The organism is Rhodococcus sp. BH5, from assembly GCF_027583855.1.
GTDB lineage: Bacteria > Actinomycetota > Actinomycetes > Mycobacteriales > Mycobacteriaceae > Rhodococcus_F > Rhodococcus_F qingshengii.
Genome location: NZ_JAJHVW010000010.1, coordinates 114,915 through 136,758 on the forward strand (window position 1 = coordinate 114,915; position 21,844 = coordinate 136,758).

At 61.1% G+C, this 21,844-nt stretch carries 24 protein-coding genes and 1 pseudogene; 13 read left to right on the plus strand and 12 right to left on the minus strand.

Annotated features, from left to right (window positions below):
- Nucleotides 1-14 precede the first annotated feature (14 nt).
- Nucleotides 15-1,319, minus strand: coding sequence for an HNH endonuclease signature motif containing protein (locus RhoBH5_RS23805; protein WP_270008860.1), 1,305 nt, complete (start codon nucleotides 1,317-1,319; stop codon nucleotides 15-17).
- A 158-nt stretch (nucleotides 1,320-1,477) separates the two neighbouring features.
- Here RhoBH5_RS23805 and RhoBH5_RS23810 point away from each other — a divergent pair, with 158 nt between their 5' ends.
- The 4 genes from RhoBH5_RS23810 to RhoBH5_RS23825 all read left to right on the plus strand — a co-directional run bounded on the left by RhoBH5_RS23810 (nucleotide 1,478) and on the right by RhoBH5_RS23825 (nucleotide 4,139).
- Nucleotides 1,478-1,981, plus strand: a complete 504-nt coding sequence (locus RhoBH5_RS23810) for a MarR family winged helix-turn-helix transcriptional regulator (RefSeq protein WP_270008861.1) — start codon at nucleotides 1,478-1,480, stop codon at nucleotides 1,979-1,981.
- An 11-nt stretch (nucleotides 1,982-1,992) separates the two neighbouring features.
- Nucleotides 1,993-3,051: an LLM class flavin-dependent oxidoreductase gene (locus RhoBH5_RS23815; RefSeq protein ID WP_047271106.1), complete on the plus strand. Its 1,059-nt coding sequence runs from the start codon at nucleotides 1,993-1,995 to the stop codon at nucleotides 3,049-3,051.
- 8 nt (nucleotides 3,052-3,059) lie between these two features.
- A complete protein-coding gene (gene msuE, locus RhoBH5_RS23820; RefSeq protein ID WP_270008862.1) occupies nucleotides 3,060-3,626 on the plus strand; it encodes an FMN reductase in 567 nt (188 codons plus the stop codon).
- A gap of 180 nt (nucleotides 3,627-3,806) precedes the next feature.
- Complete coding sequence (locus RhoBH5_RS23825; RefSeq protein ID WP_007731480.1) at nucleotides 3,807-4,139, plus strand: CD225/dispanin family protein; 333 nt, start codon at nucleotides 3,807-3,809, stop codon at nucleotides 4,137-4,139.
- Nucleotides 4,140-4,172: 33 nt separating this feature from the next.
- On the opposite strand, the gene RhoBH5_RS23830 is transcribed toward RhoBH5_RS23825, so the two are convergent.
- Nucleotides 4,173-5,327 (minus strand): alpha/beta hydrolase, encoded by a 1,155-nt coding sequence (locus tag RhoBH5_RS23830; protein WP_270008863.1) that lies wholly within the window; start codon nucleotides 5,325-5,327, stop codon nucleotides 4,173-4,175.
- 38 nt (nucleotides 5,328-5,365) lie between these two features.
- Here RhoBH5_RS23830 and RhoBH5_RS23835 point away from each other — a divergent pair, with 38 nt between their 5' ends.
- Both RhoBH5_RS23835 and RhoBH5_RS23840 read left to right on the plus strand, forming a co-directional pair.
- Complete coding sequence (locus tag RhoBH5_RS23835) at nucleotides 5,366-5,824, plus strand: DUF5990 family protein (RefSeq protein WP_042452701.1); 459 nt, start codon at nucleotides 5,366-5,368, stop codon at nucleotides 5,822-5,824.
- A 76-nt stretch (nucleotides 5,825-5,900) separates the two neighbouring features.
- Complete coding sequence (locus RhoBH5_RS23840) at nucleotides 5,901-7,382, plus strand: flavin-containing monooxygenase (RefSeq protein ID WP_270008864.1); 1,482 nt, start codon at nucleotides 5,901-5,903, stop codon at nucleotides 7,380-7,382.
- A gap of 523 nt (nucleotides 7,383-7,905) precedes the next feature.
- On the opposite strand, the gene RhoBH5_RS23845 is transcribed toward RhoBH5_RS23840, so the two are convergent.
- Both RhoBH5_RS23845 and RhoBH5_RS23850 read right to left on the minus strand, forming a co-directional pair.
- Entirely contained in the window at nucleotides 7,906-8,676 is a 771-nt protein-coding gene (locus tag RhoBH5_RS23845) for an ABC transporter permease (protein WP_007731470.1), read from the minus strand.
- Between the two features lie 50 nt (nucleotides 8,677-8,726).
- On the minus strand, nucleotides 8,727-9,164 hold the full coding sequence (locus RhoBH5_RS23850; RefSeq protein ID WP_020908979.1) for a GtrA family protein: 438 nt from the start codon (nucleotides 9,162-9,164) through the stop codon (nucleotides 8,727-8,729).
- A gap of 141 nt (nucleotides 9,165-9,305) precedes the next feature.
- On the opposite strand from RhoBH5_RS23850, the gene RhoBH5_RS23855 reads away from it, so the two are divergent.
- A complete protein-coding gene (locus tag RhoBH5_RS23855) occupies nucleotides 9,306-10,013 on the plus strand; it encodes a TetR/AcrR family transcriptional regulator (protein WP_007731468.1) in 708 nt (235 codons plus the stop codon).
- Nucleotides 10,014-10,062: 49 nt separating this feature from the next.
- On the opposite strand, the gene RhoBH5_RS23860 is transcribed toward RhoBH5_RS23855, so the two are convergent.
- The gene (locus RhoBH5_RS23860) at nucleotides 10,063-11,559 is read right to left on the minus strand and encodes an MFS transporter (RefSeq protein WP_003940566.1); all 1,497 of its coding nucleotides are present in this window, start codon (nucleotides 11,557-11,559) and stop codon (nucleotides 10,063-10,065) included.
- A 99-nt stretch (nucleotides 11,560-11,658) separates the two neighbouring features.
- Here RhoBH5_RS23860 and RhoBH5_RS23865 point away from each other — a divergent pair, with 99 nt between their 5' ends.
- Nucleotides 11,659-12,318: a TetR/AcrR family transcriptional regulator gene (locus RhoBH5_RS23865; protein WP_080712681.1), complete on the plus strand. Its 660-nt coding sequence runs from the start codon at nucleotides 11,659-11,661 to the stop codon at nucleotides 12,316-12,318.
- A 9-nt stretch (nucleotides 12,319-12,327) separates the two neighbouring features.
- Here RhoBH5_RS23865 and RhoBH5_RS23870 read toward each other — a convergent pair whose 3' ends face one another.
- From RhoBH5_RS23870 to RhoBH5_RS23895, 6 genes and pseudogenes are all read right to left on the minus strand, one after another.
- Nucleotides 12,328-12,531, minus strand: coding sequence for a PspC domain-containing protein (locus tag RhoBH5_RS23870; protein ID WP_003939828.1), 204 nt, complete (start codon nucleotides 12,529-12,531; stop codon nucleotides 12,328-12,330).
- A 190-nt stretch (nucleotides 12,532-12,721) separates the two neighbouring features.
- Complete coding sequence (locus RhoBH5_RS23875; protein WP_020970664.1) at nucleotides 12,722-13,570, minus strand: alpha/beta fold hydrolase; 849 nt, start codon at nucleotides 13,568-13,570, stop codon at nucleotides 12,722-12,724.
- 543 nt (nucleotides 13,571-14,113) lie between these two features.
- On the minus strand, nucleotides 14,114-15,076 hold the full coding sequence (locus RhoBH5_RS23880) for a DUF389 domain-containing protein (RefSeq protein WP_021332068.1): 963 nt from the start codon (nucleotides 15,074-15,076) through the stop codon (nucleotides 14,114-14,116).
- Between the two features lie 175 nt (nucleotides 15,077-15,251).
- Nucleotides 15,252-15,596, minus strand: a pseudogene (locus RhoBH5_RS23885) (transposase); the annotation flags it as partial.
- A gap of 23 nt (nucleotides 15,597-15,619) precedes the next feature.
- Nucleotides 15,620-15,787: a hypothetical protein gene (locus RhoBH5_RS23890; RefSeq protein WP_270008865.1), complete on the minus strand. Its 168-nt coding sequence runs from the start codon at nucleotides 15,785-15,787 to the stop codon at nucleotides 15,620-15,622.
- A 155-nt stretch (nucleotides 15,788-15,942) separates the two neighbouring features.
- The gene (locus tag RhoBH5_RS23895; protein WP_007731459.1) at nucleotides 15,943-16,296 is read right to left on the minus strand and encodes a winged helix-turn-helix transcriptional regulator; all 354 of its coding nucleotides are present in this window, start codon (nucleotides 16,294-16,296) and stop codon (nucleotides 15,943-15,945) included.
- A gap of 109 nt (nucleotides 16,297-16,405) precedes the next feature.
- Here RhoBH5_RS23895 and RhoBH5_RS23900 point away from each other — a divergent pair, with 109 nt between their 5' ends.
- From RhoBH5_RS23900 to RhoBH5_RS23920, 5 genes are all read left to right on the plus strand, one after another.
- Nucleotides 16,406-17,026 (plus strand): malonic semialdehyde reductase, encoded by a 621-nt coding sequence (locus RhoBH5_RS23900; RefSeq protein ID WP_007731458.1) that lies wholly within the window; start codon nucleotides 16,406-16,408, stop codon nucleotides 17,024-17,026.
- Between the two features lie 300 nt (nucleotides 17,027-17,326).
- Nucleotides 17,327-17,974, plus strand: coding sequence for an ABC transporter permease (locus RhoBH5_RS23905; protein ID WP_019745160.1), 648 nt, complete (start codon nucleotides 17,327-17,329; stop codon nucleotides 17,972-17,974).
- Nucleotides 17,971-19,182, plus strand: a complete 1,212-nt coding sequence (locus RhoBH5_RS23910; RefSeq protein ID WP_007731456.1) for an ATP-binding cassette domain-containing protein — start codon at nucleotides 17,971-17,973, stop codon at nucleotides 19,180-19,182. Before RhoBH5_RS23905 ends, RhoBH5_RS23910 begins: the two co-directional genes overlap by 4 nt.
- 2 nt (nucleotides 19,183-19,184) lie before the next feature.
- Nucleotides 19,185-20,003: an ABC transporter permease gene (locus tag RhoBH5_RS23915; protein WP_442972471.1), complete on the plus strand. Its 819-nt coding sequence runs from the start codon at nucleotides 19,185-19,187 to the stop codon at nucleotides 20,001-20,003.
- A complete protein-coding gene (locus tag RhoBH5_RS23920; RefSeq protein ID WP_065455243.1) occupies nucleotides 20,000-20,995 on the plus strand; it encodes a glycine betaine ABC transporter substrate-binding protein in 996 nt (331 codons plus the stop codon). The genes RhoBH5_RS23915 and RhoBH5_RS23920 overlap by 4 nt, the downstream gene beginning before the upstream one ends.
- A 27-nt stretch (nucleotides 20,996-21,022) precedes the next feature.
- Here RhoBH5_RS23920 and RhoBH5_RS23925 read toward each other — a convergent pair whose 3' ends face one another.
- Nucleotides 21,023-21,799, minus strand: coding sequence for a trans-aconitate 2-methyltransferase (locus RhoBH5_RS23925; RefSeq protein ID WP_030535206.1), 777 nt, complete (start codon nucleotides 21,797-21,799; stop codon nucleotides 21,023-21,025).
- Nucleotides 21,800-21,844 lie beyond the last annotated feature (45 nt).

The following is a 21,844-nucleotide window of genomic DNA, read 5'->3' on the forward strand; positions in this document are numbered from 1 at the left end:
AGAGGTTTGACCTCTCAGGTTTTGAAGGTGGTGTTCGCCGGCCTGGGTTGCTGTCCGGGGTCGATCGAGGGCGGCGGGATGAACCAGGGTTTGTTGTCGACTCCTATTCGGATTTCCCATTTCCCGACGAACCCGGATTTGCGGTGCATCAGCCGGTGATGTGAACGGCACAGCAGGACCAGGTTGTTCATCACCGTCGGGCCACCGTTGGCCCAGTGCCGGATATGGTGCGCATCAGTCCACGCGGGCACGCATGTGCAGCCCGGGAACGCGCAGCCTCTGTCTCGGGCAATCAACGCCACTCGCTGTTCGGCGGTGACCAACCGTTTTCCTGGTTGCGCATCGAGCGGTGCCCCATGATCGTCGAGCAGAACGGTCGACAGGAAACGATCACACCCGAGAAGCCTGGTCTGCGACACCGACAGCGGTCCGAGCCAGGGCATGTGCCCGACATCAAGATCCGACACAGCCATTCCGTCATCAGCAGTGGAGGGTGCTGCGGCGCAGTCACGGTGCTCCGCCAGATCCCGAGCGTTGATGTGCACGTTCACGTGCGGGCGTTGGCCACCATCGGTACCGGTCTTGGCGCAGTCCAGATAGCGGCGGATCAGTTCGGTGAACCCGTCGGCAGTTCGTTTCGCTGCCGACCGAGAATCCGGGGTTCCATCCGGCGCCGGGGTGGGCATCGTCAGATTCGACAACGCCGACAACAACATTTCCCCGGTCAGGGCGTCGAAATCCCCACGCACCACCACTCGACCGTTCAACGTCGACGCGATCCGCAACTCGTTCCGGTCGACGTCTTCGGCGGGCGGAATCTCATCCGATTCGAACAACCGCTCCAAGGTCGCGATCACGTTCCGCACCTTCGTCGTTGTCGCCTCCACCCCCGACGCGGCAGCGAGCAACAAATCGATGCACTTCGGTAGCGCCTCCTCCGGCATGCCTTTAGGTGGCGACTCGCAGAACGCCACGATCAACACGGCATGCTCGAACGAGCAATCCCCGCCATCGAACCGAGCTCCCACCGCCGGAAACGGCCGCAAAGCTGCACCCAGCGCGGCGATCTTCTTCCCGTCCCGAACCTGCAGCATCGTGTTCGCCGCCAACCAGGACCCCACCCCGCGGCTCGCGATCACCTGATCATCCGGGCGCAACGACAACTCGTCCACCACGGCCACTCGAACGGCTTCGAGACGCAGAATCTCCGCACGCGCCGACACCGCAGCAGCGCGCAACTCGGCAGCAGTCAACTGCCACAGGCGTCCGCGTAACCCCACCGCAGAACCCGACACCACGTCCGACAACAAGACACTCATTGAATCCCCCAATCCCCTCCCCAAATCATACTCGAACATGCGTTCGAGTCAATACCTCGCTACCAGCGCAAATAAGAGCAGGGAATAGTTCGACCGTCACACGCGTATTATTTGAGTAAGCAATACTTACGGTCGCAAATAAATGGAGGGCGTCACCGATGACAACTGATGAACACGTACGTGGTCGTGTGTGGCGCGACCTCGTCGTCTCCCACAGCGTCATCCTCGGCAAGATGGAGGCGGACCTTCGAACCACCACCGGACTCACCCTTGGCCAGTACGACGTTCTGCTCCGACTGCACGAAGCTCCGGGAAACACGATCCGAATGGGCGATCTGGCCGAACTGGTCCTGGTCACCACCAGTGGCGTGACGCGCGTCGTCGATCGATTGGTCGAGGCGGGATTAGTGGAGCGCGTTAGACCGGACAACGATCGACGCGTCGTGACGGTATCGATGACGCCTGCAGGCAAGAAGACGCTTCGAAATGCGTCCGCCATACACACGCGAGGGATCGCCGAATACTTCTCCGATCTCATTGAAACCGAGGAGCTTCCGGTACTCGAACGCTTCTTCTCCCGACTTGCCACACATCACACCAATCAAGGCGGCGCATGCGATGCGCACGTAGGACAGCTTTCCATCACCCCCACGAACAGATAGCGAGAAGCAACATGGCTTTCGAATTGGGCGTCTACCATTTCGGTGAACTCACCCCAGATCCCACTACCGGCGCGATGATGAATCCCGGTGTCCACCTTCGCCATTTGGTGGAGCAGGCAACCGTTGCCGATCAGGTTGGACTCGATGTCTTCGGCGTCGGCGAGCACCATCGCACCGACTTCGCAGTCTCAGCCCCGGCAGTTGTGCTCGCGGCAATGGCTCAGGCTACCGACAACATCAAGCTGTCCAGCGCCGTAACTGTACTCAGTTCCGACGATCCCGTCCGTGTGTTCCAACAGTTCGCGACAGTCGACCTGCTTTCCGAAGGCCGTGCCGAGATCATTGCCGGCCGAGGTTCGTACACGGAGTCATTTCCGCTCTTCGGGTACGACTTGTCCCAGTACAACGAACTCTTCGCCGAAAAGCTTGATCTACTACTGAAACTGCGCGACGAGAACCCGATCAACTGGGAAGGACAACTTCGCCCACCACTGATCGACGGTGACGTGACGCCCCGCCCGGACCGTCAGATTCCGGTGTGGATCGCAGTCGGAGGTACTCCGGCCTCTGTCGTCCGTGCCGCGAAACTGGGCCTGCCCCTCTCACTGGCCATCATCGGTGGAAGTTACCAACAGTTCGAACCGTTCGTCGATCTATACCGCAGGGCTGCAGCGGAGTTCGGACACGATCCGAAGAAACTGGCTGTCTCGATTGCTTCGCCAGGATTTGTCGATACCTCGAAGCAAACAGCACTCGACACGTCGTACCCGTACTTCCAGGCCGGGTGGATGCAGAATCATCATCAGCGCGGAAACGGAGTTCCCATGCCGCGCAGGGCATATGAAGCGCAGGCAACCACCGCGGGTGCGTTCTTCCTCGGCGGCCCGCAGGAAATCATCGACAAGACGATGGCGCAGTACGAACTGTTCCATCATGACCGCATCATGATCCAGATGGGGTTCGGCAACGTGCCACAGAAGGACATGCTGCGTGCGATCGAGATCCTCGGCACCGAAGTAGCCCCCGTTGTGCGTAAGGAAATCGAATCACTGAAGTCGTCCCAAGAATAGGAGTTTCGATGAGCACACCGCTCAAAATTGTTGCCGTTGTCGGTAACCTCCAAAAACCCTCCAAGACTCGTGCCCTCGTCGACCTGATCGTCGAAACCTTGGGAGACTTCGAGCAGATCGACAGACGAGTTTTCGAGATCGTGGATCTGATTCCAGGTCTTGCAACTGCTCTGGATCGCGATCACGTCGACTCAGTGACCGCCGAAGCGCTGGCAGCAGTCGAGTCTGCCGATATCGTCATCGCGGCGTCACCGGTGTTCCGCGGTTCGTACACGGGAATGTTCAAGCATTTTTTCGATCTCGTCGACCAGTACGCGCTTGCCAACACTCCGGTGATTCTTGCCGCTACAGGTGGTAGCAACCGCCATGCTCTCGTGTTGGATCATGCCCTGCGGCCACTGTTCGCTTTCTTCCAAGCGCTGACCGCTCCGGTCGGAATCTATCTCAGCTCAGGTGATTTCGACGGAACGACCATCCTCAATCCCGAGGTATTCGAACGTATCGAGATGGCAGCAAAGGACGTCCTGCCGGTAGCCAGGATGCTCGCGGAGCGGCATCGAGTTGCGCTGACGTGAACGCCCCTCGTCTGCACAACAATGACCCGGAACCACCACCAGCGGTCCCGACTGGCAATGCGGCTGATCCAGCACACTTACGCCGCTGATCCACATCGCATCACCGAACACCGTTTTTCAGTGATTCTTCAGCTCCATCGCAGTAGCGTCGAAAGGGCCACCTCATGTCAGGAGCCCCCCATGACCACCCCGGATCAACCCACTGTCCAGCAATCCGTTCCTCAGCACCCGATTCGACCACCCGTCAATGCGGGCTGGGCAGTGGTCTCGCTGCTGTTCTTCTGGCCGCTTTCCTTCTCCGCTTTCACGCACGCCTTCAACGTGTATCCGCTGTGGGCTGACGGCGATGTGGCCGGGTCGCGGTATGCGTCCGATCGAGTGAAACGGCTCGGTCAGATCTCGCTGTGGATCGCAGGCGGCCTACTACTCCTGGTCTGCATCCTGTACGCGATTGCGGCAATCGTGTGGTTCGCCAACGGTGGCCACGATTACGGTCCGCGGCGTATGCGCTGAACAGCCACCCTGGACAACCACACCACCAGGACATCACCTCATCAATCGATCGACGAACTCCATGGTCTGGTCCATCGAAGCGACCGTCGTTTGACCGTGGCTGATTCCGGCGAGTTCTTGATACTCGAACTGCGTTCCCCGCGAACGCATGTCGACCAGTTGCGCCCAGGTAAGGGCGACAGGAACCGTTGTGTCCGACACGCTCTGCACCACGCGCAGTGGACGGTCGTAGCCGTCGACCGGCACCTGCATCATCTCGCGGAACAGGTCGTACATGCGCGGCGTCCATACCGACCGAGAAAACAACGAGTTCAACTGGATTCGTTCGGCTCGAATGTGTCGGCCGAGATCTCCGGCGCACAGTGTCCGAGCCTTTTCCATCCACTCGATCCCCTGCGGCGAGAGAACCTCGCGAATGTTCTCTTCGGGTCGTTGATCGTCGATCCCAGCCAGGACGTACAGCGCATATCCCACCAGCCCGGTGATACCGATGTCGGGAAACAGCGGGCCGCCCAACGGAAACAGCCCTTCCATGTGTGTGGGGCCTGCGACGACAACCGAGCCACGGAAATCCAATTCCGGCGCACGAGTGGTGGCATCGTGTCCCGCGAAGTAGGCCGCATGACCACCTTCGGACAAACCCGCGACCATCCACCGCGGACTCAGCACATTGCCGTACAACTCGTGCGCGGCCCGCACGATGTCGACGGCATTCGCGCCGGCGGCATGTCCGTCGAGATAGGCCAGCACCCCGTCGGTACCAACTCCCGAGTAGTCGGTAGCGACCACCGCGTACCCCTGCTCCAACCAGCGTTCGATCGGTTCGATCTCGCCCGGACCGAATCCGGTCGACGAGGGTGCACACTGATCCGCACTGCCCAAAGTTCCGTGGGCATAGGAGATGACGGGCCAACCGCCCGCCGGTGGGGCGCCTTCCGGCAGAAACACGGACCCTGACGACTCTCCCCATCTGTCAGCGGTACGCAGAGTTCGATAGACGACCCGCTGCGTCTCACCGGCGCCGACCGGAAACACTGCGGCCGAGAGTTCGCCATAGGACTCCAGCGCGCCCGCGACTTCCGGTTCGTCCGCCGTCGCCACTGCAACACCTGACCCCCACCCGAGACCCGACAACAGAATGCTCGCCACCACGGCCGCAACAGAGGTTCTACCCGAACGACTCACCACGCCAACCCCTCCCGACCTGTGCAGAGCATGATGTCGATATGCAGATCATCATCACCGGTCACAGCCTGCCCGGACGTGAGTGTTCCGAAACCGCAACCTTCGAAGAGCGCAGCAACATCCACGTCGGCGTTCAGCGCCGAGGCAAGCCACACGAAATCCTCGACCTCGTACCGGGAGATACCGAGACAGTGCGATGGGAACTGACAGCGAGTCTGGAGCGAAAGTCCGGTGCCTGGGACTTACTCGGTCCATACATCCAGGGTCCACCTCGCGGACGCTTCATCTACCTGTCCTGGGTGACGGTATCCGATGACCAGACGTTCGAGATGTTTCGGCGCGCAAAGCTGATGCTCGACGCGATCCCCGAGCACATCGCCGAGGAGGCCGACGCTTCCGGCATGCTCCACGGAGACCTCGGCCTCACCGACGCCGCAGGTAAACCACTGTGTGCGGCTATCCGACCGCCGACGATCACATGGTCATCCTCGCCTTACTGAGCATCGTTCAGTAGTGTGGAGATCGAACACTTAGCCTGCCCGGTGGCCCCACACGATCGATACGGAGTCCGAACTGATGAGCACCGAACACCTCGATGTCCTGATCGTCGGCGCCGGCTTGTCCGGCATCGGTGCTGCGTATCGACTCCAGACCGAGCTTCCCGGCAAGTCGTACGCAATCCTCGAGGCCCGCGCGAACAGTGGCGGAACCTGGGACCTCTTCAAATACCCTGGCATCCGGTCGGATTCCGACATGTTCACGCTCGGCTACCCGTTTCGGCCGTGGACAGATGCCAAAGCAATCGCCGACGGTGATTCGATCCTCCGGTACGTGCGCGACACCGCGCGAGAGAACGGGATCGACAAGAAGATTCGGTACAACCGGAAGGTGACGGCCGCATCATGGTCGTCAGCTGACTCGACGTGGACGGTCACTGTCACGACCGGTGACGAAGATGAAACCCTGACCTGCAACTTCCTCTATCTGTGCAGTGGTTACTACAGCTACGAAGGCGGATACACCCCCGACTTCCCTGGACGTGAATCATTCAGCGGCGACGTAGTGCACCCGCAGTTCTGGCCCGAGGATCTCGATTACTCCGACAAGAAGATCGTTGTGATCGGAAGCGGCGCCACCGCAGTCACTTTGGTCCCCACGATGTCGCGCGACGCGAGCCATGTCACCATGCTCCAGCGATCACCGACATACATTCTGGCTCTGCCGTCCAGCGACAAATTATCGGACACCATTCGCGCAGTACTGCCGAATCAGCTCGCGCACAGCATCGCTCGATGGAAGAGCATCGTAGTGAACCTGAGTTTCTACCAACTGTGCCGGCGCAGTCCAGCGCGCGCAAAGCGGTTGCTGAACCTCGCGATCAGTCGCCAACTCCCGGAAGAGATCCCACTCGATCCTCACTTCACACCCACCTACGATCCCTGGGATCAACGCTTGTGCGTCGTACCGGACGGCGATTTGTTCAAAGCCCTCCGATCCGGCAAGGCCTCGATCGAGACCGATCGCATCGACACTTTCACCGAGACCGGAATTCGTCTCGCGTCAGGTCGCGAACTCGAAGCTGACATCATCGTCACTGCAACAGGATTGAAGATGGAAGCGTGCGGCGGGATGTCGATCGAAGTGGACGGCGAACCCGTCACCCTCGGTGATCGTTACGTCTACAAGGGCATGATGATCAGCGACGTACCGAACTTCGCGATGTGCGTCGGCTACACCAACGCCTCGTGGACTCTGCGAGCAGATCTCACGTCGATGTACGTCTGCCGACTGCTGACGGAGATGGACAAGCGCGGCTATTCGAAGTGCGTGCCGCACGCGAGCGAAGAGATGGACCAGCGGCCGATCCTGGACCTGGCGTCGGGGTACGTCATGCGTGCTGTGGAACAGTTCCCGAAGCAGGGATCGAAGTCACCGTGGAACATGCGTCAGAACTACATCCTTGATCGTCTTCACTCGACGTTCGGGAGCATCAACGACCACATGACGTTCTCGAAGGCGCCAGCTCGACATTCGACACCGGTACCGAGCAAGAGTTGAGCGGACCACGAACAACCAGGTAGAGCAATCGGGCGAAGCCACCAATCGATCCGACGACAAAGAACACACCCGAACCTGCGACTACTGCACAGAGCGCACCGAGAACGATGATCGCCGACGCCTCTACCATTCGACCGGCGGACTCCGATCCGAGAACGTGTATTTCATCAACTCCTTCGTCCATAAAACTATTTTCAGCCAACCGTCCAGCCGGTTTGTAGGGACTTTAGTCGCGAGTCGGATCAAAATGGACTCATAATTGCAGGTCAAGCGTTCAGTTGGCCATTCCGGCCGGATGATCTCCAGTCCGTTCCGTTGTGATGGTCGGCAACAGAGTGCTGGTCGAATACATGGACGATTCACGAATCGAAACGGTCGTATCAAATCTCCGTGCCTCTCCACCCACTCTTACGCAGGGTGTGGCCCAGCAGCGTGACCACCAGCGAAAACATCGGCAGGGCAATGATCACCCTCGCGGCAAACACCCCCGATCTTCCCGGCCGCGTCCTTCGCAGCGACAAGATCAACGAACTCGCGCAGGCCTGACAGCTTGACCTCGAAAGACGAAACCGCGGGCGACGAGTTCCAACGCCACGGCCACCGAGCAGGTTTGTGCCAACAACAACCCTGCCAATACAAGAATTTGCACAGCACCGGCCTGAACGGCCGATCCCGTCGCGAGCAACACACCGACAAAGGCTCCGGGCAATGTCACGAGGCCGACGGTGCGTGTCTGGTCGACTCCAGGCAGCAGAGCATCGGAGGCAGCGGTGCGGGCTACCTCCCACCGCGCATCGCGTTGGGAAAATCCAAGGCTCAGTGCTGCTTCCACTTCCCCGTACCGGTCGTCGACGGCGTCGAGTCCGCGTTTGGCTGCCATCGATGTTGCAGTCATCGCGCCACCCAGAACAATGCCGCCGATCGGCACCAGAGCGACGCCTTGCAGCGGAACCACTCCGGACAGCAGCATCAGTGGCAGAACCACACCGATTCCCGACGCCAACGCGATGGTCAGCCAAACTCCGGACGTCCCCGCGTTCGAGCGTCGTGCCGCGGTGAAAGACGCCGCAACGAACATGCCGGCGAGCACGAGGAGCGCCGACCAGATGTGGGCCAAGGCGGCGGCAAGGATCAACGAAATCGCAGCCAGCTGAAGAGCGCCACGAGCGAGGGCACCGGGGACCACCCGAACGCTACCGAGATAGGTGAATCGGTAGACGAGCGTGGCGACAAGTGCCATGACGATGCAGAGCACAGCCAGACGGATGCCGGAGTCGGCTATCGAAAGGCTCATGGGTCTCAGTGTTCCCTACGAGCCGAGTCCGATCCGAATTCGAGAACCGCTCAGAACACCCAACCGCGAAGGGCGACGAATCGCAGGCCACCGACAATTCCGCTCACGGCGATCACAAGCCCGGCTTGAAGAAGCCCGTCGGCGCCTGGGAGAAGGAAGCCGAGCGCACTGATGGCGGCAGAACTGGCGATCAACCCGACCAGTGCGAGTCCACCGCCTTCCCACTGCGCGGTGAACCAGTTGACGCGATCCGCGGCGTGGAAGGTGAGCCGGCGATGCAGCTCATTGGCCAGAATGGTGCTCAAGACCGCACCAACTGCGTTGGCGACCAGCGCTCCGTCACCGCGCAGCGCCAGAAAAGCGGCAAAGTACAAGATGTTGCTGGCTCCGCCGACGAGGGCAAAACGAACGAGCTGAGCAAAGGCGCCGTCGCCGGCAAGGGCGCGAAGCCTCGTTGCCGCGAAACCTGCACTCCGCGTACCCACCATCGAGATCGGATTGCTCCCGACCCAGATGTCAGACGTGCTCATATCGGCTTCTCTCATACGGACAATCGGAACCACACGTTCCGCTTAGTAATATAGCACTAACGGAATCGATCATTCCGCTTAGTGCCGTAGACTGTGAGGATGCCGACAACACACCCCGACGCTTCTCATGCGGGGACCTCGGCCGACTGCTCACAGCCGCGCCTTCGGTCCGACGCCAAGGCCAACCTCGAGCGCATCCTCAACTCCGCTCGCGAGGTGTTCGCTGCCCAAGGACTCGACGCCACGCTGGCGGACGTCGCGAAGCACGCCGGCGTCGGCGTCGGCACCGTCTATCGCCGGTTCGCCAGCAAGGACGAACTGATCCAGGCACTGTTCGACACGCGGTGTTCCGAGATCGAAACGATCGCCGCCACCGCCCGAGAGATGCCCGACGCCTGGGAAGGTCTTGTCTACTTTCTCGACGTGATCTCTCTTCGCATGGCAGACAACCGCGGATTCGGCGATCTCCTGATGGACGGACGCTTCACGTCCGACACCTTCGCTCGCGCGCGCGCCGGGATCGCTCGACACACCGCGGTACTTGTCAATCGAGCCAAGGAACAGGGCACCCTGCGCAGCGACTTCGAAGTCAACGACATTCCGCTTCTCATGCAGGTCGTCAAGATGGCCCAGAAGTTCGGTGGCGACGAGGCCCCTCAGGCTTACCGCCGCGCACTCGGGTTCATGATCGACGGACTCTGCGCGTCCCGCACCGACCATCGGGAACTGCCCGTGCCGGCGCTGTCCTCCGAGCAACTCGATCACGTCCTTCATCGGTTTCAGGCAACGCCCGGGAAGAACTGCTGAGTCGATTTCGGGGTCGACGCCATTGCGGCGTCGACCCCGAAATTTGCTGTCAGTGGGCGATTACCGGTTCACCTTCCGGCGAATCCGGAAGCAGTCCACTCCGAAGAACCAGTCCGGTCAAGACCGCACCGACCGCGAATATGCCTGCGGCCCAATAGAACGTCGTGGTGTAACTCTCGACGGCGGCCTGCGCCTGAGTCAGCGGATTCATCTCGCGGCCCACCAGGTAGTTGGTGGAAGCCGAGGCGGCAATCGTGCTGAGCAGTGCAGTTCCGATCGAGCCGCCCACCTGCTGCATCGTGTTGACCGTGGCAGATGCGACGCCGGCATCTTCGTGATGCACGCCTGAAGTTGCTCCCTGCATCGACGGGGCGAAAATGCTGCCCATGCCGAGTCCGGTGACGACGAGCCCCGGCAGAATGTGTACTGCATAGGTGCTGTCCACGGAAATCTGGGCCAGCAGCGTCATTCCGATCGCCGCGATGACCATTCCGCTCACGATCAGCACTCGCGGACCGACGCGCGGCAGCAAAACCGCTGTCGAAAGCGTTGCCGCTGTCACGATTCCGAACACCATCGGCATGAATGCGAGGCCGGTCATGATCGGGCTGTACCCGAGGATCAGCTGCATGTAGTACGTCAGGAACAGGAAGACTGCGAACATGCCTGCGCCGGAAAGGAAGATCGCCAGGTACGAGCCAGCCCGGATTCGGTCGAGGACCACCCGCAGCGGAAGAAGTGGGTGCTCGGACTTGGTCTGCCAGTAGATGAACGCCGCCATGAACACGACGCCGGCAACGAGCCACGAGATAGTGGGAGTTGCACTCCACCCGTCCGACTCGGCCTTCGAGAATCCGAAGACGATGCTGAACAAGCTGATCGACACCAGGATCGTTCCGGGGATGTCGAGTTTGGGTCGCGAGTCACTGGTGTGCGGCGCGAGCAACAGGACTGCTCCGACCAGGGCGATCGCCGCGAAGAAGAGATTCACGAAGAGGCACCAGCGCCAGTCGACCCACTCGGTGAGTGCGCCGCCGAGCAGCAGTCCGATGGCGCCACCACCGCCGGCAACGGCACCGAAGATACCGAACGCCTTGGCACGCTCACCTGGATCCGTGAATGTCACGGACAGCAGCGACAGGGCTGCCGGGGCAAGGAGCGCACCGAATACGCCTTGGCCGGCACGAGCGGCAACAAGCATTTCGAAGTTGACGGCTGCGCCACCGATGGCGGAAGCGACTGCGAAGCCGATCAGGCCGACGATGAAAGTTCGCCTGCGCCCGAACAAGTCGCTCAATCGACCGCCGAGTAGCAGCAAACTGCCGAACGCCAATGCGTATGCCGTGATGATCCACTGGCGGTCCGAATCACCGAACTCCAGTGAGCGCTGCGCAGCAGGCAGCGCGATGTTGACGATGGTGGCATCCAAGACCACCATCAGCTGCGCAATTCCCAGAACCGCGAGAACCAGCCACCGCTTTGCGTGGTTGTCCCCTGAAGGCGCTGAGGACTGCTCGAATTCAGTCCGTTCAGCAATGTCTGACATAGTCCCTCGCCCAACCTATGCGGAGATGGCTTCTCCGGTTAGCAAAAACGCTACACGAAAACGGAGAGGCTGTCTCCACTTGGCGGGTAGAGTGGGGACATGAGTACCGCAATGGAGCGCCCCCTTCGCGCCGATGCTGCACGTAATCGGCAGTTGATCATCGACGCCGCACGTGAATTGTTCGCCGAAGAAGGGATCGACGTCACACTCGACGACGTCGCCCGGCGCGCGGGGGTCGGCGTCGGAACGGTCTATCGGCGGTTCGCCAGCAAAGAAGAATTGATCGACGGAGTCTTCCAGCAGAACTTCGCCGACATGGCAGCGGCCGCGGACGCGTCACTTGCCAATCCGGATCCGTGGGACGGACTTGTCACCTTTGCCGAATTCGCCTGCAGCCGTATGTCGGTCAACCGCGGACTCAAAGACGTCCTGAACGGAACCGACGAGGGATGCGAGCAAGTCGCATGCCAACGATCCATCATCGAACCGTCGGTCGAGAGGATCTTCTACCGGGCCCAGGAGGCCGGGATGCTGCGCACCGACGCCGTACCGACGGACCTGTTCGGCCTCATCTTCATGGTGGGCGCAGTCACCGAATTTGCTCAGCCCGTCAACCCGACCGTGTGGCGTCGATACCTCTCGGTAATGCTCGACGGCCTACGCACGGAGGGCTTGCACCGTGACGCACTGCCCCTTCCTCCACTGAGTTCGGAGGAATTGCACGAGGCCAAGCAATGCCTGAAAGACCGCCGCCGTTGAGCGGTTCGGTCAGATCTGCTCACGAGGAATGAAAATCCACATCACGATGTAGATCAGAAACTGCGGGCCGGGCAGCAGGCACGAGAGTACGAACAGCAAGCGGACTGTCGACGACTTCCAACCGAAGTACCGAGCGATTCCGGCGCACACCCCACCGAACATTGCTCCCGAGCGGGCGCGGGTGAGCTTGCGGGTATTCATCGGGGAGGTCATGTGTTGTTTCCTTTCAACGGAACTCGCGGTTCATCCGCGTCGACCTCCACTATCCGCTGCCGATCCACCTGTGCGCATCAGGCCATGGACCCATCTTTTCCGACGCGGTGTGTCCTCAGGTACGAGTCCGTCCCCGCGTCAGACTCAGGGTTCTCCCCCACACCCCGGCCTCGGACCTCAGCCTCGCACCTCAGCAGGGAAACATGCGTCGAAGCCGTTTCGGAGCCGCAAAAGGTTGCCAGTTGTCGACGTCCTGCGCCAGACGATCGGCAACGGTCCACAACGCCGACGGGTTGTGGGTCAACCCCATGTGACTGCCTTGCACCGCAATGCTTTCCGACAGGCCTGCCGAGGTTTCACAGCACGCTTGCCATGGAACGATACCGTCGTGCCTGGAGTAGACCGACGTGGCGGGAACGGAAATAGGCGATCCCTGTTCGGATTCGATGCCGTCGACCGGAGGCAGTATCGCGTGATTGCCGGACAAACGAGCGTAGAGAGATCCGACTCTCGTCTGCTCCAGACTGGTGAGACCGAAAGGACTTCCCAGTGTCACTACCTGACGCACCGAATCCGGCAGGTCCCTCGCCAGCTTTCGAGCGTAGATACCGCCCAGACTCCAGCCAATTACCGACACCTTCTGCTCGTATCGATCTGCTACCTCGGCCAATGCGGCAGGCAGTCCGTCGACCACCGTCGCCGTCGGACCGGTGTTCAGACCCAGATTCCAACCGTGAACCCGGTATCCGAGAAAGCTGAGGTATGTCCTCAAGGCGAGAGTCGAAACGTCCGAAGTCAGCAATCCGGGGAGAACGAGGACCGGATGCCCGTCCCCACGCGGCGATCGAAGCAACCAAGGAGCCGCGAGAAGCAGTGAAGCGATGTCGACCAGTCCGCGCGTCGGCTCGCTCAGACACATCGCCAAGGATGGTGGCCCCGGAACGAGTGGGTCGACTTCACGAATCAGCGTCGATCGCTGCGCCCAATCGAATTCGGTCTCCGCGAAATCGATCGCCGAGACTTCCGCAACTACGGACACCTGAACTCCTGTCGGCCGGTGCCCTCGTCGGGGCGTGTGGTGGGGCGGTTCCGCGAGCTGTGTGCTCAACCCGCGGAACCTTGTCCTCATCCACCACCGGTAGCGAACCAGGACCCGTTCTGCCCACAGATTCGTGACCAAAGGCCTCTCGACCACACGAACACTGTGTGATCCAGAACACTAGTTTTGGTTACGTTGCATCTACGTTGCGTAGATGTTTCGTCGCTACCAAGGAGAATCTCGACAAGTCTTGTCAAGCACTGCGGCAGGCCGTTTCCTCCGGCAGAGCCGCCGGCGCTGCAGGTCCGAAGGGTCTGAGTGAAGTCACGCTGCCAATCGGTTGCGGCTCGATTGATCCCCTTTTCCAGTCGCTGCAACCAGCCTGGAAGCCATGATCGGTACAGACAGCGGTACCCAGATCCGACAGTTCGCATGCCGGATCTGTTTGTCGCGACGTTTGTCGGCGCAGACATTCCCACCGATCCGCAAGACAGCTGTCAGCCTGAAGCCTCGAAAGTCCAGTTCCGGCAGTGGGTCAGGCGCCTACGGCGATGTGCCAGGCCTGGCGTCCCGGCGCGTGACTGATTTCCATTGGCGACCGGATCGGGGCAACGAGAACAGCAGCAGCACAACTACTCCAGCGAGCACGATACCGATCAGATTGACACCGAGCTGAGCCAGCGAACTCAGCACGACATTCCACTTACCTGCGAAGACCGCAACGACCGCCAATCCCGCAGCTGGCACCGTCGTCACCGAGATGAACACCCCCACCAGGACCGTAGAGGTAGAGGTGACCGTTGCCAGCATGCCAGCCGCTCCCGCCAGCAGTGCTACCACCAGTGAGAACGGCCCCACCTCGTAGATGAAGTCGAATGCGCGGGCGTTCTCGACATCGCCGATTCCGACCCAGCCCAGACGAATCCACAGCAAGGTAGCCAGGCCGGTGAGGGCCATCGCGGCCGGAAACGAGATCGCGAGGGTACGAATCGAATTTCGCACGAGATCTTTGTCTCGACGTACCAGACCCACTGAAAGCGCTGCCAGCGGCCGGAACTCCGGCCCCACCACCATTGCACCGACCAGGGTCAGCGGCGACGCCGTGGCAACACCGACTGCCGAGAGCAAAAACGCGATCACCAGGAAGGCCAGGAACGCCGGAGTCAGTCGGGCACCTTCGCGCACCTGACCGAGCAACTGCTCCCACACCACTGTCTCGTCGGGTCTTCTCGGGGCCGCAGTGTCCGCCCGTTCTGCGGAGAAGGACAGCATGGTTCCCGCCGGCTCGAACGAAATACCGCCAGCCCTCACCAGGTCCAGAGCAGTCAACGCGGCAAGCACGTCGTTCGCGCATGCGCGGGCTACATCGGCCTCGATCACATCTCCCGGCGGATCGACAGCGGCTCTGAGTGCGAGTGTCACATGAGTAGCCCCAGGTTCGGCGGCCAACATGTTCAGCACATCTCCGGTCCGCTCACTCGGCGAGATGACACGCAGATGCAGCACAGTTCTGTCTCCTTCAGCCGGCGGTGGCCTCGGGTGCAGGCAGCATCGACGGCCGGTCCATCACCGGAAACCATAGCGGGCTCGGACATGTCTCAACACCGTGGATTCTCAGCGCTACGAGCCACACTCCCCCGGCGCACATACATCTACCGCACTGCGTTAGTCGCTAGGGCGCTCACGCAGCCGCGACGGTAGTCGGTCCAAGTTGATAGATCGCGTTATCGCGGAGGAGCGCCCACCACACGTTCAGTCTCCGCCTCCCAACGCAAGAACCGCCTGCGTATGACACTGCCCCTCGGCCCGTTTGCGGGTACAAAAAGCCTACGACTGAGCGTTGTGCCGGATACTGTGCTGCGCGGACAGATAGAAGGCCCGCAACAGCCTGCGGTCGTACCTGCGCGGCCGGCGCAGATTTCCACTGACTCGGCCCGAATCTCGCGGCACAGGCGCTAGACCCTGAGATGCCGGCCAATCTGTCTGCGCTTCCGAACGCAGACACGTCACCACCCGTGGCGGCGACATCTGCCCAGCCACCCGCACCAACTACCCGTTTGCGGCCTCGACCGCGGCGTCGTCAATCCGAGAGGCGTTGTATGCCTTCTTGTTCCGGAACCACACTTCCGACTTCGTCCGGCCGAATTTTCGAAGTCCGTCAGGCGATTGATAGGTCGAGTCGTCGAGAACACCGGGCGGCCGTTCTCCTTCATCCATGCGAACAGCAGCACAAAAAGAGCCATACCCGGCGTCCCCAGGCAGCCCCGAACCGACAAATGTTCGGCCAGTATCGCCCGGGAAAAACGGTAAGGAAATAACAACTGGCAGAAACAGGACCCGCGCAGTCGCTGAACTGCCGTTCGAGCTAGCGCTCAGTTCGAGCAACTCTCGGGTGGCAGATTTTCGGCGGCCCACGTTGTCAGTTCACTGAGAGCGGGGAGCAGCGCCTGCCCCGACGCTGTGAGTTCGTACTCCACGGCGATGGGCGGACCTGCATCGACGCTCCTCGTCACCAGGCCTGCCCCTGCCAACTCCGTCAGGCGTTCCGAGAGCACCGAATCACTGATCCCGCCCACCGCGCGCTTGAGTTCGGAGAATCCCGCCGGCCCGTTCAGCAGCGTGCCGAGAATGACGCCGTTCCACCGTTTGCCCAGGAAGCCGAACGCGCGGGCCAGAGCCCCGTCACATGCGCGGGGCTCGTGTCCCGCTTCGCTCTTGCTTGCCACCCCACCATCCTAGCCACAGTGCTAACGTATCCGTAGGCACTATTTTTTTACTAGCAACTAGCTTTACCGGGTGATGCTCGGTCGAGCTACCACGGAACGGAAACCCCCGATGTCTCTCGACGCAGCCACCCCATTCACCGCCCAGCAACTCGACGAAGCCGGCCGCGAGCTCCTCTTCACTGCGGCTCGCACCGCCAACTCCTTCTCGAACGAACCTGTGACCGACGACGAACTGACTGCGATCTGGGAGCTCGCGAAGTGGGCACCGACCGCGGCCAACACCAATCCGCTACGTGTGCTGTTCGTCCGTACCGAGGAAGGCAAAGCACGCCTCGTCGAGCACATGGCAGACGGCAACAAAGCCAAGACCGAGGCCGCTCCGGCAGTTGCCGTACTGGCGGTGGACACCGAGTTCTACAAGCACATCCCCAACCTGTTCCCCATTCGCCCGGAGATGAAGGACTACTTCGAATCCGACGAGGCTGCCGCCAGTTCGACGAGTCGGTTCAATGCCGCACTTCAGGCCGGCTATGTGATCCTCGCGATTCGCGCACAGGGTCTGGTCGCCGGCCCGATGGCCGGGTTCGACGCCGACGGCATCGACGGCGAATTCTTCGCAGACGGACGTTTCAAGACGATCCTCGTGGTGAACATCGGCCATCCCGGTGAGAACCCCTGGTTCGATCGTCTGCCGCGCCTCTCCGATGAGGATGCGCTCAGCTGGGCCTGAGGCCAATTCGGACAAATCAAGCAATGCGGGAGAGTTCTGCGGAACTCTCCCGCTTTGCCATCTCCAGCGCGTTTCAACTCTGCTCGCAGTGGGTACATACCCGCGTCTCGCAAAATCTCACGTCCAGAACAACATCCGACACGCTGCAATCGGAATTAGTTGCAGTATCTCAGTTTTTGGACGACAGTCGAGGGAAACCCCTCGGCCTACGGAGGCTGCGGGGAAAGCCCTTGTGCGCCGGTCGGTGTCGAGGGAAGACGTTCGAGCGAGCAGAAGTCCGAAGAAAGTGGGTTCGGAAATATGGGCGCCCTATGGGATTTTGTCGTTGCACGACGACAACAATTGATGACCGACTCGTACCTACATGTTTCAGCAGTTATCCAGTCCGTGATCATCGCGACGATTGCCGCCGTGATCATCGGCATTCTCGTCTACCGGAGCCCGGCGGGATCCTCCATCGCTACGGCGTTGGCCAGCACGATCCTGACGGTTCCTTCATTCGCCCTCCTCGGACTGCTCATTCCGATTCTCGGTCTCGGCGTCGCTCCCACGATCACCGCGTTGATCTTGTATGCCCTGCTCCCGATCATTCGGAACACGATCATCGGTCTGGATGCAGTCAACCCGGCGATCACGGACGCAGCCCGCGGTGTCGGAATGAATCGCATGCACGTACTGAGTCGAATCGAGCTACCGATCGCGTGGCCGTCGATCCTCACCGGCATGCGGGTCAGTACACAGATGCTCATGGGCATCCTCGCCATCGCGGCGTACGCCAAAGGTCCTGGTCTGGGAAACCTGATCTTCTCCGGACTCTCGCGTGTCGGTAGCCCGAATGCTGTTCCGCAAGCGCTGGTCGGCACCGTACTGATCGTCATTCTCGCTCTGATTCTCGACGGAATCTACGTCGTCATCGGTCGTCTCACTACTTCGAAGGGGCTGCAATGACTGAAACCATTCCGTCTGACGTATCCACAGATCAGAAGGTATCCGGGGTCGAGATCGTCCTGGAGTCCGTCACCAAGCGGTACCCGGGCCAGAAAGCTGCAGCGGTGGACAATGTTTCGCTGACTGTTCCGGCCGGTGAAATCGTGGTCTTCGTCGGACCTTCGGGTTGCGGCAAAACAACGACGATGCGCATGATCAACCGACTGATCGAACCTACCTCCGGCAAGATCACCATCGACGGCAAGGACGCGCTGTCGATCGACCCGGACAAGCTCCGCCGTGGCATCGGGTACTCGATCCAGCAGGCAGGCTTGTTCCCGCACTTCACGATTGCGAAGAACGTCGCGACCGTCCCGGGTCTGATCGGTTGGGACAAGAAACGTATCGCAGCGCGCACCGACGAGATGCTCGACCTCGTAGGCCTCGATCCCGATACCTATAGGGACCGCTACCCTCGCCAATTGTCCGGTGGGCAGCAACAGCGTGTGGGCGTGGCGCGGGCGCTGGCTGCCGATCCTCCGGTGCTGTTGATGGACGAACCTTTCGGTGCCGTCGATCCGATCACCCGCGGCCTGCTCCAGGACGAACTGATGCGTCTGCAGTCGGAGTTGGGTAAGACCATTGTCTTCGTCACGCACGATTTCAACGAGGCAGTCAAACTCGGTGACCGTATTGCCGTGCTGGGCAATCAGTCCAGCATCATGCAGTACGACACTCCGGAAGCGATTCTCGCCAATCCCGCAAACGACATGGTCGCCGGATTTGTCGGGGCGGACGCCTCGCTCAAGCAACTGACCCTGACACGCGTGCGCCAGATCAAACTCAAGCAGTGCCTCACCGCCCGCGAAACCGATTCGGTCGATGATTTGAGAACCGCACTCGCAGCGCGTAAGTGGAAGTGGGCCCTGATTCTCGATCAGCGCGGACGGCCGCTTCGCTGGGTCTCGCCCGGCCACCTCGCCCATGCGTCGACTCTTCGAGGTGTCGGTAACGAGATCGGCGAAGCCGTGTCCATCCAGTCCACCCTGCAGGATGCGTTGGAAGCTCTTCTCGCAGAGAGCAATGCGTCCACCGTGGTCACCGGACGGCGTGGCGAGTACGTCGGTCTCATCACCATCGACACACTGGTCAGCCATCTCTCCGAGATGCGCGAGGAGCATGCGCACGACCACGACGAAGAGCCAGACACCGAGAACGTCGAGGGTTGAACATGACTGCCACGACAGAGGAGCGCGTCTCCGCGCCTGAGATGGAACCGGACGCCCCCGATCTGGGTGCGGCCGAGAACGCCGCCACGCGCCGTGCGGAACGGATGCGACTGTATGTGCAGCCGGTCATCGTCCTGATCCTGGTTGCGGGCGTGTTGATCTGGGCATTCAGCCGAGATCTCAACGCGACGCAGAAGGCGAGCATCAACCTCGACAACATCGTCACACTGACCTGGCAGCACGTACTGATCACGGCCGCCGTGGTCATCATCGTCGTCGCCATCGCGGTTCCACTGGGAACCCTGCTGACCAGGCCGAAATTCACCCGCCTGGCACCGTTCTTCGTGGGGATAGCCAACATCGGAGCCGCAGCGCCTGCTATCGGCCTGCTCGTGCTGTTCTATCTCGCGACAAGAACGACGGGCTTCTGGATCGGCGTGTTTCCCATCGCGTTCTATTCGTTGCTCCCGGTGCTGCGCAACACCATCCTCGGCTACCAGCAAGTGGACAAGACCTTTATCGATGCGGGGCGCGGGCAGGGAATGTCTTCGCTCACGGTTTTGCGTCAACTCGAATTCCCGATGGCCGTCCCGTACATCCTTGCAGGACTGCGTACTTCGCTCGTTCTGGCCGTCGGTACCGCGACGCTGTGCTTCCTGGTCAGTGCCGGCGGACTCGGCATTCTGATCGACACCGGATACAAGCTCCGCGACAACGTCACCCTCGTGGTCGGTGCCGTACTGGCGGTGTCGTTGGCCTTGCTGATCGACTGGCTCGGCGCGCTCGCCGAAACTTATCTCGGGCCCAAGGGATTGCGATGACCAAGACTTCGATCACCAGAACGTGGGGCTGGAAACTCGCGGTTGCCACGATCGGCCTCACACTTGTCGCTTCGTGTGGTCTCGAGTCCGGTGGCGCACTGCCCCTGGCCGTCGGCCCCGGCAGCATCGCGCCGGTTCCGGAGCTCGAGGGTGTGAAGATGACCGTCGGCTCCAAGGACTTCACCGAGCAGATCGTGCTCGGGTACGTCATCGAATTCGCGATGGCCGCTGCGGGCGCGGATGTTCGAGACCTCACGAACATCCAGGGCTCGAACAGCACCCGTGACGCACAGTTGAACGGCCAGATCGATCTTGCGTACGAATACACCGGAACCGGCTGGATCAACTACCTCGGCAACGAGACACCGCTTCCCGATTCGCAGGCGCAGTTCGAGGCCGTCCGCGATGCGGACCTTGCTGCGAACGACATGGTGTGGACCGATCCGGCGCCGATGAACAATACGTATGCATTGGCGATGAGCAAGGAGACCGCTGAGAAGACCGGTGTCAAGACCGTTTCCGACTACGCGAAGTTGGTCGAATCCGATCCCGGAGCTGCGGTGACATGCGTCGAGACCGAGTTCAACGTCCGCCAGGACGGATATCCCGGCCTGGCAGCGAAATACGGTTTCGACGCCTCTCGTGCCCAACGCCAGATCCTGCAGACCGGCATCATCTACCAGGCGACAGCCGATGGCGATCAGTGCAAGTTCGGCGAGGTGTTCACCACCGACGGTCGCATCATCGCACTCGATCTCGTTCTGCTCGACGACGATCTCCAGTTCTTCCCGAAATACAATCCGGCACTGGTAATGAAAAAGGACTTCGCGGAAGCACATCCGCAGGTAGCAGAAGTCATGGCACCGATCTCGGAGCGACTGACCAACGAGGTGATGACCGAACTCAACCGGCAGGTCGACGTCGACGGCAAGGAGCCGGCGGACGTGGCCCGCGACTGGCTGGTCTCGGAAGGCTTTGTCACCGCGCAGTGATCGGCTGACCGCAACCCAGCCGAGTAGTTACCGCTTGCGTCCGACGCAGAACACTCGCCGGAACGGAAAGAGCGTTCCGGCGGCTGTTGCGGGGTAGGCCTCCCGCAGCAGATCGGAATACTGACGCTCGAACTCCGGAGCGTCAGCTTCGCCGAGAACGTCGAGCACGGGCCGTAACCCCGTCCCCCGTACCCATCCGAGCACCGGGTCGGCACCTGCCAGCACGTGTACGTACGTCGTCTCCCAGGCGTCGACGTCGAATCCGTGTTCTTGGAGACGCTGCGCGTACTGAACTGGACTGTCGACGCCTTCCGGGCCGCGTAGGACGCCACCCAGTCGCTCACTCCATTCCGCTGATTCCGCGAGATCTCGCATGAGCGCATGGGACGGAGCATCGAAGTTACCCGGCACCTGCCACGCCAGCCACGATCCGGATTCCAGGGTGTCCGCCCACTGGTCGATCAGCTCGCGATGGCTCGGAACCCACTGCAATGCAGCGTTACTGACGACCACGTCGTAACCGGTGGCGTCGAAGGACATGATGTCCCCCAACTCGACGGTGACGTTTCCCGGTAGGTCTGTCGGGGCCTGCGCGACCATTTCGGGAGACGAGTCGAATCCGGATACCGAGGCGTCCGGCCATCTTTCCCCGAGCATCGCGGTCAGGGTGCCTGATCCGCAGCCGAGGTCGGCTACCCGCGTCGGGTCTTCGGTGGCCACCCGTGACACCAGGTCCACGAACGGGCGTGACCGCTCACCCGAATAGCGGCCGTAGACTTCGGGATTCCACGTGACAGTGCGCATGAACCCATCCTGCACCCTGTTCCTGAGAATTGCCGCCCGTCAGAT